The following is a 13,751-nucleotide window of genomic DNA, read 5'->3' on the forward strand; positions in this document are numbered from 1 at the left end:
ACCCCGTTCACCAGCATGGTGACGTTCATCGCGCTGACCTACAGCACCGCGGCGCTGCTGCCGCTGCGCCAGGCCGCGCTCGCGGCCGTGCTGGTCTGGGTACCCACCCAGGTCGTCGCGCTCGCCGAGCCGACCCCGCCACGCTCCGGCGTCACCACCGCCTACCTGCTCTTCACCCAGGCGCTGCTCGCGCTCGTCTGCTTCTTCATCGGCCGCACCGTGCAGGCGCGGCGGGCCACCATCCGGGCCCTGCGGGAGCGGGCCCGGGCGGCCGAGGAGAACCAGCGGTCCCTGGCGGACCAGGCGGTGGCCGACGAACGGCGGCGGATCGCCCGCGAACTGCACGACGTGGTCGCACACCACGTCAGCGTGATGGGGGTGCTGGCCACCGCCGCCCGCCGGGTGCTGCCCCGCAACCCGGCCGCCACCGACGACACCCTCGGCACCATCGAGGACACCAGCCGCACCACGCTGCGCGAGCTGCGCCGGCTGCTGGACGTGTTGCGCACCGATGCCGAACCCGCCGCCGAGCTGACCCCACAGCCGGGGCTGGCCGGCATCGAGTCCCTGGTTGAGCAGGTCAGGGAGGCCGGGCTGCCGGTCTCCCTGCGCATCGACGGCGAGCACGGGCCGCTGGATCCGGGGGTCGCGCTGACCATCTTCCGGATCGTGCAGGAGGCGCTCACCAACACCCTCAAGCACGCCGGTACGGCCACCGCCCAGGTCCGGCTCACCTTCGGCGGGCACTGGCTGATCGTGGAGGTCTCCGACACCGGCCGGGGACCCGTACCGACGCCGGGGCGGGTCGGGCACGGACTGGTGGGGATGCGGGAACGGGTGGCCCTCTACGGTGGAACCCTGCGCACCGGTCCCCGCCCGGGCGGCGGTTACCGGGTCTACGCGAAGATCCCGATGGACCAGTTGGGCGCGCCGGCCGACGGGGAGCCCCGGTGAGCCGGGCGGGCGGACACTGCGGGGCGGATGGCGCCGGGCCCACCGGCACGAACGGAAGGACGGGCGGCATGACCGACGGCACGGCGCCGGCACGGCCGGTACGGATCCTGCTCGTCGACGACCAGCCGCTGCTGCGTACCGGCTTCCGGATGGTGCTCGGCGCGGAGGACGACCTCGACATCGTCGGCGAGGCGGGGGACGGCGCCGAGGCGGTGGACCTGTCCCGCCGGCTGCTCCCCGACGTGGTGCTGATGGACATCCGGATGCCGCGGATGGACGGGGTGGCCGCCACCCGGGCGATCGTCGACGCCCGGCTGCCGGTCCGGGTGCTCATCCTGACCACCTTCGACCTCGACGAGTACGTGGTGGGTGCGCTGCGGGCCGGCGCGAGCGGCTTCCTCGCCAAGGACGTACCGGCCGAGGACCTGGTCACCGCGATCCGCACGGTGGCCGCCGGGGAGGCGGTCGTCGCCCCGCGCATCCTTCGACGCCTGCTGGACCGGTTCGCCGAGTCCCTGCCCGATCCGGCGGCCGCGCCGCCCCGGGCGATCCAGGGGCTCACCGAGCGGGAACGCGAGGTCCTGGTGCAGGTCGCCCGCGGGCTCTCGAACGCGGAGATCGCCCGGGCCCTGTCGGTCAGCGAGACCACCATCAAGACCCACGTCGGCCACGTGCTGACCAAGCTCGGCCTGCGCGACCGGGTCCAGGCGGTCGTGCTCGCCTACGAGACCGGGCTGGTCCGGCCCCGGGCCTGACCAGCCCGCTTCGTAAGGAAGGGCCCCTTCTTATCGCTTTCGGTATAGGAAGGGCCCCTTCCAAACCGTCTCCACCCCGGGGCGTACGCCCCGAGCACCGGACGAGGCACGCCCAGCGGTGCCGCCGTCGTACCGGCGGAGGAGGTCGGCGGCTGTCCGGTCGTACCCGGAAACCCTCCGCGCGCACGACGGAACGCCGCGGCCCGGCACCTAGCGTTTCCCACGACGGCGCCGGCACGCCGGTCCGGTCGAGCCGGGGCGGGGCGCGAACGGGGGCCGGTCGGGACGCCCGAGGGGGGCGGGTCGTCCCGGCCGGACGTGCCGGTGAGCGGATCCGGTGAATGGGACGAGGAATGGAAATGGCCAAGCGGTCGCCGGCCGGCGACCGGTTGGAATAGCGTGAACAAGCGCCCATCCCGGCACGGCCGCGCGCGGGTTCGGCGACGATAGCAGTCAGGGTCAACCCTGATTCGGCATCGGGGCGACCCGCACCCGAAAATCCGCATCGAATACGCCCGCAGAGGGACGGCTGCTTTGCGCGTCCCGGCGACAATGGGTGTCGCCGGCCGGACCACGTGTCCGGTCGGTCCAAGACGATTAGCAGGAGGAGATGACGTGACGGCCACCGTGGCCCACGGCGCGCAGATGGCGGCCAGGGCGAGCGATGTGTGGAAGGTCTACGGCAGCGGCGAGGCCCAGGTGGTCGCCCTGCGCGGAGTCAGCGCAGAATTCGAAAGGGCTCGATTCACCGCAATCATGGGTCCGTCCGGCTCCGGAAAGTCCACCCTGATGCACTGCCTCGCCGGACTCGATTCCGTCACCCGTGGGCACATTCACATCGGCGACACAACGGTCACCGGACTCGGTGACGCGGGTCTCACCAAACTTCGCCGGGACAAGGTCGGCTTCATTTTCCAGCAGTTCAACCTCCTGCCGACCCTGACCGCCCAGGAGAACATCCTGCTGCCGCTGGCCATCGCCGGTCGGAAACCCGACCCGGAGTGGCTGGACACGGTCATCGACACGGTGGGGCTGCGCGACCGGCTCAACCATCGCCCGGCCCAGCTCTCCGGCGGGCAGCAGCAGCGGGTCGCCTGCGCCCGGGCGCTCGCCTCCCGGCCGGAGGTCGTCTTCGCCGACGAGCCGACCGGCAACCTCGACTCCCGGTCCGGCGCCGAGGTGCTCGGCTTCCTGCGCCGCTCCGTGCAGGAGTACGGCCAGACCATCGTCATGGTCACCCACGACCCGGTCGCCGCCTCGTACGCCGATCGGGTCATCTTCCTGGCCGACGGCCAGATCGTCTCCGAACTGATCGAGCCGACCCCGGACACCGTGCTGGACACGATGAAGAAGCTCGACGGACTGGCCGAGGCGGGGCACTGATGCTGCGCGCCACCCTCAAGAGCCTGCTCGCCCGCAAACTGCGGCTCGTCCTCTCCGGCCTGGCCGTGGTGCTCGGCGTCATGTTCGTCTCCGGCGCCTTCGTGCTCACCGACACCCTCAGCCGCTCCTTCGACTCGGTCTTCAGCGACGCGTACGCGGAGACCGACGTCGGGATCTCCGCCAAACCGAAGATCGAGACCTCGGAGATGGAGGGCGAGCAGATCGGCGCGCCCTTCCCCGCCGCCGCTCTGGACCAGGTCCGGGCGGTGCCCGGGGTGGCCGAGGCGACCGGGATCGCCGCCGCCGACGGCGCCCGGGTGATCGGCAGCAACGGCAAGGTGCTGACCTCGTTCGGGCCGCCGCAGCTGGGGTCGAACTGGACCGGCGAGAGCGACCTCGTGCAGCTCCGCCAGGGGCAGGGGCCGACCGCCGACGACCAGGTGGTGGTCAACCAGGCGGTGGCCGAGGCGGCGAGGATCGGCGTCGGCGACCGGATCGGGGTGCTGACGCTGCAACCGAAGCGCGAGTTCACCGTGGTCGGCATCTTCGGCTACAGCGGTGGCCGGGACAGCCTGGGCGGCGCCCAGGAGGTGGCGTTCACCGACCGGGCGGCGCAGGAGCTGATGCTCGGCGAGCCGGGCGTCTTCTCCCAGATCAGCGTACGGGCCGCCGCCGGCGTGGATCCGGTGGCGCTGCGCGACGACGTCGCCGCGGCGCTCGGCGACGGCTACGTGGTCAGGACCGGCGAGCAGCTCTCCGCCGACGCCTCGGCGGGGCTGAAGGAGGGGCTGGGCTTCTTCAACAACATCCTGCTCGGCTTCGCCGGGGTGGCCCTCTTCGTCGGCATCTTCCTGATCCTCAACACCTTCTCCATCGTCGTCGCCCAGCGCACCCGGGAGCTGGCCCTGCTCAGGGCGATCGGGGCGGGACGCCGCCAGGTGATCGGATCGGTGCTCGTCGAGGCCGTGGTGATCGGTCTGGTCGCCTCGGTGCTCGGGCTGGCCGCCGGGATCGGGGTCGGCGCGCTGCTGGCGTACGTCTTCGGGCAGAGCGCGGGCGGCCTGCAACTGGCCGGCCTGGGTGTCCCGGCGGCGGCCGTGATCAGCGCGTTCGCCGTCGGCCTGCTGGTCACCGTCGTCGCGGCGGTGTTGCCGGCGCTGCGGGCGGCCCGGATCCCGCCGGTCGCGGCGATGCAGGACGTGGCCACCCCGGACCGGCCGCTGACCAGGATCTCGGCGGCCGGCGCCGTGGTCGCCGCGGCCGGCGGCACCCTGTTGGCGCTCGGCCTGAGCGGCAGCGCGGGCGACAACACCCTCTGGACGGTCCTCGGCGGCGTGCTGCTGTCGTTCGTCGGCGTGGCGCTGCTCACCCCGCTGATCAGCCGTCCGGTGGTCTCCGCGCTGGGTCGGCTCTTCTCCTGGTCGGTGCCGGGCAAGTTGGGCCGGCTGAACTCCGGCCGCAACCCCCGGCGCACCGCGATCACCGCCGCCGCGTTGATGGTCGGCATCGCCCTGGTCACCGGGGTCACCGTGATCCTCGACTCGGCCAAGAGCAGTCTGACCGCCCTCGCCGAGGACACGATCCAGGCCGAGCTGGTGATCTCGGGGGCGCAGACCGGTCCCCGGCCGCCGAGCTTCGACCCGGCGGTGCTGCGACAGGCCGCCGAGGTACCCGGGGTGGCGATGGTGGCCGGGCTCTACGGTGACCGCGGGGTGATCGGCGGGGAACCCACGTGGGTCACCGCGACCAGTGACCCGGCCGCGCTGCGGGAGATCTACCGGGCCACCCCGACGGCCGGCAGCATCGACTCGATCGGCCCCGACCAGCTCCTGGTGGACTCGGGGACGGCGAAGGAGCGGGGACTCTCGGTCGGTGCCACCCTGCCGGTGCAGCTGTCCCGGGGCGACGCGCGGACCTACACGGTGAGCGGGATCTACGCCGAGTCCGAGCTCTTCGGGGGCTTCGTGGTGCCGGCCGCCGCGACGTCCGACTTCGCCGTTCCGCAGCCGAACCAGGCGTACCTGAAGCTGGTGCCGGGTGCCTCGGTGCAGCAGGTGCTGCCACGGATCGAGGCGCTGCTGGCGGACAGTCCGGAGGTCTCGGTCGCCGACCGGGCGGCCTTCATCGACCAGCAGACCGGCCAGTTCGACCAGCTGCTGACGATGATCCAGGTGCTGCTGGCGCTGGCCATCCTGATCGCCGTGCTGGGCATCGTGAACACGCTGGCGCTGTCGGTGCTGGAGCGGACCCGGGAACTGGGGCTGCTGCGGGCGATCGGGCTGCGGCGGTCCCAGACGATGCGGATGATCACCGTGGAGGCCGTGGTGATCTCCGTCTTCGGCGCGCTCCTCGGCGTGGTGGTCGGCACCGGGCTGGGCGCGGCGGTGGTCCGGGCGCTGCGCGAGGACGGCATCACCGAGCTCGTGCTGCCGTGGACGCAGATGGGGCTGTTCCTGGTGCTCGCGGCGGTGATCGGGGTGATCGCGGCCGTGGTGCCGGCGATCCGCGCCGCGCGGCTCAACGTGCTCGGGGCCATCGCCCACGAGTAGTGACCACCCCAAGATCGCGGTGATCAGGGAGCGGTTCGGGCGTGTCGTCGGCGCGTCCCGGGATCAGCTCCCTGATCACCGCGATCATGCGGCCGGCGTGGGGCGGCCCGCGGGCCGCCGGGGGTGGCGCGCGGGCCGCGCCAGCGTGGCCGGGCCGCTAGCGGGGCAGGTTCAGAGGCGCGAGCAGGCTCGCCAGCAGCTCCAGGTCGACGCCGGTCAGGCTCTCCAGCAGGTGCAGGCCCTCGCACGGGTCGATCGGCACCTCGCTCGGCACCCCGAGTACGGCCGCACCCGAGGCGAGCGCACTGGCCACCCCGGTCGGCGAGTCCTCGATCGCCACGCACCGGTTGATCGGCACGTCCAGCAGCCGGGCGGCGGTGAGGTACGGGGCCGGATCGGGCTTCGTCGCGGTCACCTCGTCACCGCAGACCACCACGTCGAAGCTGTCCCGGCCGAGCGTCTCCAGCGCCACCTCCACCAGCACCCGGTTGGTCGAGGTGACCAGCGCGGTCGGGATCCCCGCGGCGCGTACCGCCCGCAGCAGGCCCAGCGCGCCGGGGCGCCAGCGCAGATCGCTGACGAACAGCTCGGAGATGCGCCGGTCCAGCCAGGCGGCACTGACCGCCGGGTCCCGCCAGGGCTGCGCCAGATCCTCGTGCAGGATCCGCATCGAGGTGGGCGAGTCGGAGCCGATCATGGCCCGGCGACCGGCCTCGGACAGGGTCCCGCCGTAGTGTGCGGCGAGTTCCCGCAGCCCGATGTCCCACAGCTTCTCGCTGTCCACCAGGGTGCCGTCCATGTCGAAGAGCACGGCGGCGGGATGCTGGCTGTTCAGGGGTCCTCCCCGGCTCGGGCGCGGCTGTCCGTACCGATCCTGCCAACCGCACCCCGGCCAGGGCCGCACCCCGGCCCCGAAGTGTGGCGGATCCCTCAGCCGACCCCCCTCCGCCGGGGTGGGCCGGCTCCGGTCCCGGCCGCCGCACGCCCCGCCGGTCAGCGCGCGTTGTAGTAGCTGGCGTCCGGGTGGTGCACCACGATGGCGTCGGTGGCCTGCTCGGGGACGAGCTGGAACCCCTCCGACAACCGCACCCCGATCCGCTCCGCGTCGAGCAGCTCGACCACCTTCGCCCGGTCCGCCAGATCGGGGCAGGCCGGATAGCCGAACGCGTACCGGCAGCCGCGGTAGTCCGTACGCAGCAGGCCGGCCAGGTCGGCCGGGTCGGCGTCGCCCACCGTACGGCCGCCGGGCAGCAGCAGCTCGGCGCGGATCCGCCGGTGCCAGTACTCCGCCAGCGCCTCGGTGAGCTGTACGGACAGGCCGTGCACCTCCAGGTAGTCGCGGTAGGAGTCGGCGGCGAAGAGCGTGGCCGCGTACTCGCTGATCGGCTGCCCGACGGTGACCAGTTGCAGGGCGAGCACGTCCGGTTCCTCCCGGCCCGACCGGAAGAAGTCGGCGAGGCAGAGCCGGCGCTCCTGCCGCTGCCGGGGGAAGCTGAACCGGGCCCGCTCGGCGCCGCTGTCCGGGTCCAGCACCACCAGGTCGTTCCCCTCCGAGTAGGCCGGGAAGTAGCCGTAGACCACGGCCGCCTCCAGCGCCTTGTCCGCGGCGAGCCGGTCCAGCCAGTACCGCAGCCGGGGCCGCCCCTCGGTCTCCACCAGCTCCTCGTAGGACGGTCCGGAACCGCCACGCGAGCCGCGCAGGCCCCACTGGCCGAGGAAGGTGGCCCGCTCGTCGAGCAGCGCCGCGTACTCGGCCAGCGGGACGCCCCGGACCACCCGGGTGCCGAAGAACGGTGGGGTCGGCACCTCGACGTCGACGGCCACGTCGGAGCGGACGGACGCGTCGGACAGCTCGGGCAACGCCTCGGCGACCGTCGCGCGCTGCCGCTCCCGGCGGGCCCGCCGGGCCGCCAGCGCCGCCTCCCGGGCCGGGTCGACCAGCGGCGCCCCGCCCCGCTTCGCCGACATCAGCCGGTCCATCAGGGAGAGTCCCTCGAAGGCGTCGCGGGCGTAGTGCACCTGGCCGGAGTAGCCGGACCGGAGGTCGTCCTCGACGTACGCCCGGGTCAGCGCGGCCCCGCCGAGCAGCACCGGCCAGCGCTCCGCGACCCCGCGGGCCGCCATCTCGGCGAGGTTCTCCTTCATCACGACGGTGCTCTTGACCAACAGCCCGGACATGCCGATGGCGTCCGCGCGGTGCTGCTCGGCCGCCTCCAGGATGGCCGTGATCGGCTGCTTGATGCCGATGTTGACGACCTCGTAGCCGTTGTTGGACAGGATGATGTCGACCAGGTTCTTGCCGATGTCGTGCACGTCGCCCTTCACGGTGGCCAGCACGATGCGGCCCTTGCCGCCGTCGTCGGCCTTCTCCAGGTGCGGCTCGAGGTGGGCGACGGCAGCCTTCATCACCTCGGCCGACTGGAGCACGAACGGCAGCTGCATCTGGCCGGAGCCGAACAGCTCGCCGACCACCCGCATGCCGTCCAGCAGGATGTCGTTGATGATCGTCAGGGCCGGCCGCTGTGCCAGCGCGGCGTCCAGGTCGGCCGCCAGGCCGTTGCCCTCGCCGTCGACGACGCGCCGCCTCAGCCGCTCGTCCAGCGGCAGCGCGGCCAGTTCCTCGGCCCGGGTGGCCCGGGCCGAGGCCGCGTCGACCCCCTCGAAGGCCTCGATGAACCGCTGCACCGGGTCGTGGCCGGCCCGGCGGCGGTCGTAGACCAGGTCGAGCGCGACCTCGCGCTGCCCGTCCGGGATCCGGGAGATCGGCAGGATCTTGCTGGCGTGGACGATCGCGCTGGTCAGGCCGGCCTGCACGCACTCGTGCAGGAAGACGGAGTTGAGCACCTGCCGGGCGGCCGGGTTGAGCCCGAACGAGACGTTGGAGATGCCCAGCGTGAAGTTGACCCCCGGCCAGCGGCCGGCGATCTCCCGGATCGCCTCGATGGTCTCGACACCGTCCCGGCGGGTCTCCTCCTGGCCCGTGGCGATCGGGAAGGTGAGGCAGTCGACCAGGATGTCGTCGACACCCATCCCCCACCGGCCGGTCAGGTCCTCGATCAGCCGGGTGGCGACCCGGACCTTCCAGTCCGCCGTTCGGGCCTGGCCCTCCTCGTCGATGGTGAGCGCGACGACCGCGGCGCCGTGCTCCCGTACCAGCGGCATCACCCGGGCGTAGCGGGAATCCGGGCCGTCGCCGTCCTCGAAGTTGACCGAGTTGACCACGCAGCGCCCGCCGAGCGCCTCCAGGCCCGCCTCGACCACCGCCGGCTCGGTGCTGTCCAGCATGATCGGCAGGGTGGACGCGGTGGCGAACCGGCTGGCGATCTCCCGCATGTCCCGTACGCCGTCCCGCCCGACGTAGTCGACGCAGACGTCGAGCAGGTGCGACCCGTCCCGGGCCTGGCATCGGGCGATCTCCACGCAGGCCTGCCAGTCCTCGGCCAGCATCGCCTCCCGGAAGGCCCGGGAACCGTTGGCGTTGGTCCGCTCCCCCACCATCAGCACGCTGGCCTCCTGGGCGAATGGCACGTGGTGGTAGAGACTCGCCACGCCGGGCTCCGGTTCCGGCGCGCGCGGCGCGGCCACCGTGCCGGTCAGCCGCTCCACCACGGTACGGATGTGCGCGGGCGTGGTGCCGCAGCAGCCGCCGACCAGCGCGAGCCCGTAGTCGTCGACGAACCGCGCCAGCGCCTCGGCCAGCTCGTCCGGGGTCAGCGGGTAGCGGGCGCCGTCGGCGGTCAGCTCGGGCAGGCCGGCGTTCGGCATCACCGACAGCGGCACCCGGGCGTGCCGGGAGAGGTAGCGCAGGTGCTCGGTCATCTCGGCCGGACCGGTGGCGCAGTTGAGCCCGATCAGGTCGACGCCGAGCGGCTCCAGCGCGGTCAACGCGGCGCCGATCTCGCTGCCCAGCAGCATCGTGCCGGTGGTCTCCACGGTGACGTGGCAGATCACCGGCAGCTCCCGGCCGGCGTCGGCCAGCGCCCGGCGGGAGCCGATCACCGCCGCCTTGACCTGGAGCAGGTCCTGGCAGGTCTCCACGATCAGCCCGTCCGCGCCGCCGGCCACCAGCCCCGCCGCACCGCGCTGGTACGCGTCGCGCAGCTCCCGGAACGGGATGTGCCCCAGCGTCGGGAGTTTGGTGCCGGGCCCGATCGAGCCGAGCACGTACCGGGGCCGGTCCGGGGTGCTCGCCGCGTCGGCGGCCTGCCGGGCCAGCCGGGCACCGGCCTCGGCCAGCTCGGTGACGCGCCGCTCGATGCCGTACTCGCGCAGCGCGGAGAGGTTGACGCCGAAGGTGTTGGTCTCCACACAGTCGGCGCCGGCGGCGAGGTACGCGTCGTGCACCGCGCGCACCACGTCCGGACGGCTGACGTTGAGAACCTCGTTGCACCCCTCGTGCCCCTCGAAGTCGTCGAGGGTCAGCTCGGCCGCCTGCAACATCGTCCCCATCGCCCCGTCGGCGACGAGAACCCGGCCGGCCAGCGCGTCCAGCAGCGGAATCGGCACGACTCCAGGCTAGTGCCGGGGCCGGTCCCGCACCGGCGGGAGGACGACGAGCACCCCGGCGGCACCCCGGGCAGCGGTCGTCCGGTCCGTACCGGCGCGTCCCGCTTGTCGCCGGGACCCCGTACCGGCGGCGACCGGGCGGCGGGCCCGGGTGCCGGGCGGGCCGGCACGCCGGGCGCGGCCGGCGGGCCGCATCCGGGTCCGGGACGTAGGCTGACTTACGTGAGGGACAACAGGGACGGCAGTACCAGGCAGCGGCACGGGGGGACCACGGCGCGGCATCAGACCGGCCGGCTCGGCAACGGCACACACGCTGGGGGGACGGCGTGACCGAGTTCGACGGTTTGCCCGTACTGCGCTCGCCGGTCGCGATCGCGGCCTTCGAGGGCTGGAACGACGCGGCGGACGCCTCCACGGCGGCGGTCGAGCACCTGGAGCAGGTGTGGCAGGCCCGCCAGGTCACCGAGCTGGACCCGGAGGACTTCTACGACTTCCAGGTCAGCCGCCCGACCATCACGATGGCCGACGGGGAGACCCGCCGGGTCGAGTGGCCGACCACCCGCTTCATGGTGGCCAGCCCGGAGGGCACCGAACGGGACGTGGTGCTGATCCGGGGCATCGAGCCGAGCATGCGGTGGCGCACCTTCTGCGAACAGGTCCTCGAGCTCTGCCACAGCCTGGAGGTCAACCGGGTGGTGCTGCTCGGCGCCCTGCTCGCCGACGTGCCGTACACCCGCCCGCTGCCGATCAGCGGCAGCGCGTCGGACAAGGACGCCGCGGAGCGCTACCAGCTCACCCCCACCCGCTACGACGGCCCGACCGGCATCGTCGGGGTGCTGCACGACGCCTGCGCCCGGGCCGAGGTGGAGGCCGTCTCGTTCTGGGTGCACGTGCCGCACTACGCGAACAACCCGCCCTGCCCCAAGGCGACGCTCGCCCTGCTGCACCGGGTCGAGGAGGTGCTCGACCTGCCGGTGCCGATGTCGGAGCTGGCCGAGGAGGCCGCCGAGTGGGAGCAGCGGGTACGCACCGCCGCCGAGCAGGACGCCGAGCTGGGCGAGTACGTCCGCGAGCTGGAGGAACGGGTCGGCGACGCCGGCATCCAGCCGCTGACCGGGGACGAGATCGCCCAGGAGTTCGAGAAGTACCTGCGCCGTCGCGGCGGTTCGGCCGGCCCGACCGCCGGATCCTGGTGACCGCACCGCACTGACCGCGCTCGCCGCGTTCCGCCCCTCCCCCGGGGCCGGGCCGGCAGTTCGCCCGATCCGACCGTTGCCGGCCGGCCCGCCACCGAGGCGGGCCGGCCGTCGTCATGGTGTCCGGGTCTGCGCTGTCGCCGGTGCGGGCGGCGGTGCGGGCGGCGGTGCGGGTTGCCCCGGGCACACCCCGTACGGCATCCTAGGAACCTAGTGCTGTTGCTGACGGGAGTGCGTCATGCAGATCAACCCCGGGGCCGCCGAGTTCCCGCACCGGCAGATCGCCGCCCAGCTGCGCGCCCGGATCCGGGCCGGCGACTGGGCCGCCGGCGAGCGACTGCCCTCCATCCCGGCCATCGCCGAGATGTTCGGGGTGGCCAAGCAGACCGTGCAGCGCGCCATCGACCAGCTCCGGGTCGAGGGCGTCCTGATCACCAAGCCCGGCTCCGGCACGTACGTCCGGGGCACCCGCCGCCGTCTCAACCGGCTCTCCCGGGGCCGCTACGGCGGGCACCGCGGCTACCACGCCGACCTCGCGGCGCGGTACCGCCAGCAGCTGGTGCAGGTCGGCCGCGCCCCGGCCCCGCCGGAGGTGGCGGACGCGTTCGGCGTCACCGACGGCACGGAGCTGCTGGTCCGCCGGCACCTGGTCCGCACCGAGGACGTACCGGTGGAGGTCGGCGCGTCCTGGTTCCGGGTCGACGACGCCGCCGGCACCAGCCTGGAGCGGATGGAGGCGTACGGCCGGCCGCTCTACCAGGAGGCGGAGGAGGCGATCGGCCGGCGGTACGTCTCGGCCACCGACCAGATCAGCGCCCGGCAGCCGAGCCGGGAGGAGGCGGAGATCCTCCAGATCCGCCCCGACACCCCGGTGCTGCACCTGCTGCACGTCGCCTACGACGCCCACCACCGGCCGATCGAGGTGGCCCAGGCGACCTGGCCGGGCCCGATGACCACGCTGACCGAGCGCTACCAGGTGCCCGGGCCGGCGGCGGAGCCCGAACCGGACCCCGGACTGGTGCTCGGCTGACCCACCCGCGCGCCGGCACCGGCGGCGCCGAGCGCTTCGGGCCTGGGCCCGGGTGTCTACAACCGCACCCCGAGCAGGGCGTCGACGGTCCGGGTCAGGAGCCTGCCCGCCTCGGTGTCGGTGCCGCCGCCGGCCAGCGTCTCGTCGACCCAGCGGTCCACGAACGCCAGCGCGCCGGGGGTGTCCAGGTCGTCGGCCAGCCGCTCGCGTACCCCGTCCAGCAGGTCCGGGCCCGACGCCCCGGTCGACCTCCCGGCCGCCTCCCGCCACCGGCCCAGCCGCTGCGTGGCGGTCTTCAACAGGTCGTCGGTCCACTGCCGGTCGGCGCGGTAGTGGCCGGCCAGCAGCGCGAGGCGCAGCGCCATCGGGTCCACCTGGTCGGCCCGCAGCCGGGACACGAAGACCAGGTTCCCCTTGGACTTCGACATCTTCGCGCCGTCCAGCCCGATCATGCCGGCGTGCACGTAGTGGCGGGCGAACGGGACCTCGCCGGTCAGCCGCTCGGCATGGGCCGCGGAGCACTCGTGGTGCGGGAAGAGCAGGTCGTTGCCGCCGCCCTGGACCGCGATCCGGGCACCGAGCAGGTCGAGCGCGATCACCGCGCACTCGATGTGCCAGCCCGGCCGCCCCGGCCCCAGCGCCGCGCCCGGCCAGGCCGGCTCGCCGTCGCGGGCGCCGCGCCAGAGCAGCGGATCGAGCGGGTCCCGCTTGCCGGCCCGGTCCGGGTCGCCGCCCCGCTCCGCGAAGAACCGGAGCATCTCCGCGCGGGAGAGGTTCGACTCGTACCCGAACCGGGGCGCCGCGGCGATGTCGAAGTAGACGTCACCGGTGCCGTCGTCGAGGCGGTAGGCGGCACCGTCGTCGAGCAGCACCTGGACCCGCTCCGCGATGGCCGGAATCGACTCGACCGCGCCCACGTAGTGGTCCGGCGGGATCACCCGCAGCGCCTCCATGTCCTCGCGGAACAGCGCGGTCTCCCGCATCGCCAGGACCACCCAGTCCTCGCCGTCGCGCGCCGCGCGCTCCAGCAGCGGGTCGTCGATGTCGGTGACGTTCTGCACGTACCGCACCGGGTGGCCGGCGTCCCGCCAGGCCCGCTGCACGAGGTCAAAGGTGATCATGGTGGCGGCGTGCCCGAGGTGGGTCGCGTCGTACGGGGTGATCCCGCAGACGTACATCGTCGCCGGGCCCTGGACCGGGCCGCTCGGGTACACCCCGCGCCGCGCCGAGTCGTACAAGGCCAGCGGTCGCCCCGTCCCCGGCAGCCGCGGGATCTCATGCCCCACCCAGGAGTCCATGGTCACCACCCTAGCCAGCCGGACGGGGCCGATCATCGCTCCGGCGGCACCGGGTGATCAGAACGACAGCGCCGCGCCGG

General features: G+C 73.5%; 9 protein-coding genes. 6 read left to right on the top strand and 3 right to left on the bottom strand.

What is annotated here, in order from left to right:
- From ACQEUR_RS20000 to ACQEUR_RS20015, 4 genes are all read left to right on the top strand, one after another.
- Positions 1-954 (top strand): sensor histidine kinase (locus tag ACQEUR_RS20000; protein WP_433033314.1); only part of this gene is annotated, 954 nt, incomplete at its 5' end.
- Positions 955-1,022: 68 nt separating this feature from the next.
- A complete protein-coding gene (locus ACQEUR_RS20005) occupies positions 1,023-1,709 on the top strand; it encodes a response regulator (protein ID WP_433033317.1) in 687 nt (228 codons plus the stop codon).
- Positions 1,710-2,324: 615 nt separating this feature from the next.
- Positions 2,325-3,092 carry an ABC transporter ATP-binding protein gene (locus ACQEUR_RS20010; protein WP_433033320.1) on the top strand — a complete coding sequence of 256 codons (768 nt, stop codon included), beginning with the start codon at positions 2,325-2,327 and terminating at the stop codon, positions 3,090-3,092.
- Positions 3,092-5,641, top strand: coding sequence for an ABC transporter permease (locus ACQEUR_RS20015; RefSeq protein WP_433033323.1), 2,550 nt, complete (start codon positions 3,092-3,094; stop codon positions 5,639-5,641). The genes ACQEUR_RS20010 and ACQEUR_RS20015 overlap by 1 nt, the downstream gene beginning before the upstream one ends.
- Positions 5,642-5,798: 157 nt before the next feature.
- On the opposite strand, the gene ACQEUR_RS20020 is transcribed toward ACQEUR_RS20015, so the two are convergent.
- Positions 5,799-6,452, bottom strand: coding sequence for an HAD family hydrolase (locus ACQEUR_RS20020; protein ID WP_433033326.1), 654 nt, complete (start codon positions 6,450-6,452; stop codon positions 5,799-5,801).
- A 182-nt stretch (positions 6,453-6,634) separates the two neighbouring features.
- Entirely contained in the window at positions 6,635-10,147 is a 3,513-nt protein-coding gene (gene metH / locus ACQEUR_RS20025) for a methionine synthase (RefSeq protein ID WP_433033329.1), read from the bottom strand.
- A 326-nt stretch (positions 10,148-10,473) separates the two neighbouring features.
- On the opposite strand from metH, the gene ACQEUR_RS20030 reads away from it, so the two are divergent.
- Positions 10,474-11,343, top strand: coding sequence for a PAC2 family protein (locus ACQEUR_RS20030; RefSeq protein ID WP_433033332.1), 870 nt, complete (start codon positions 10,474-10,476; stop codon positions 11,341-11,343).
- A 238-nt stretch (positions 11,344-11,581) separates the two neighbouring features.
- Positions 11,582-12,373, top strand: a complete 792-nt coding sequence (locus tag ACQEUR_RS20035; protein WP_433033334.1) for a GntR family transcriptional regulator — start codon at positions 11,582-11,584, stop codon at positions 12,371-12,373.
- A 56-nt stretch (positions 12,374-12,429) separates the two neighbouring features.
- On the opposite strand, the gene mshC is transcribed toward ACQEUR_RS20035, so the two are convergent.
- Complete coding sequence (mshC, locus tag ACQEUR_RS20040; protein WP_433033337.1) at positions 12,430-13,671, bottom strand: cysteine--1-D-myo-inosityl 2-amino-2-deoxy-alpha-D-glucopyranoside ligase; 1,242 nt, start codon at positions 13,669-13,671, stop codon at positions 12,430-12,432.
- Positions 13,672-13,751 lie beyond the last annotated feature (80 nt).

The organism is Plantactinospora sp. CA-290183 (assembly GCF_050936375.1).
In the GTDB taxonomy this organism is placed as follows: Bacteria; Actinomycetota; Actinomycetes; order Mycobacteriales; family Micromonosporaceae; genus Plantactinospora.

Excerpts from the sequence above, each read along its gene's own strand:
- ACQEUR_RS20005 (WP_433033317.1), top strand. The coding sequence starts at position 1,023 with ATGACCGACGGCACGGCGCCGGCACGGCCGGTACGGATCCTGCTCGTC.
- ACQEUR_RS20015 (WP_433033323.1), top strand. The coding sequence starts at position 3,092 with ATGCTGCGCGCCACCCTCAAGAGCCTGCTCGCCCGCAAACTGCGGCTC.
- ACQEUR_RS20035 (WP_433033334.1), top strand. The coding sequence starts at position 11,582 with ATGCAGATCAACCCCGGGGCCGCCGAGTTCCCGCACCGGCAGATCGCC.
- mshC (WP_433033337.1), bottom strand. The coding sequence starts at position 13,671 with ATGGACTCCTGGGTGGGGCATGAGATCCCGCGGCTGCCGGGGACGGGG.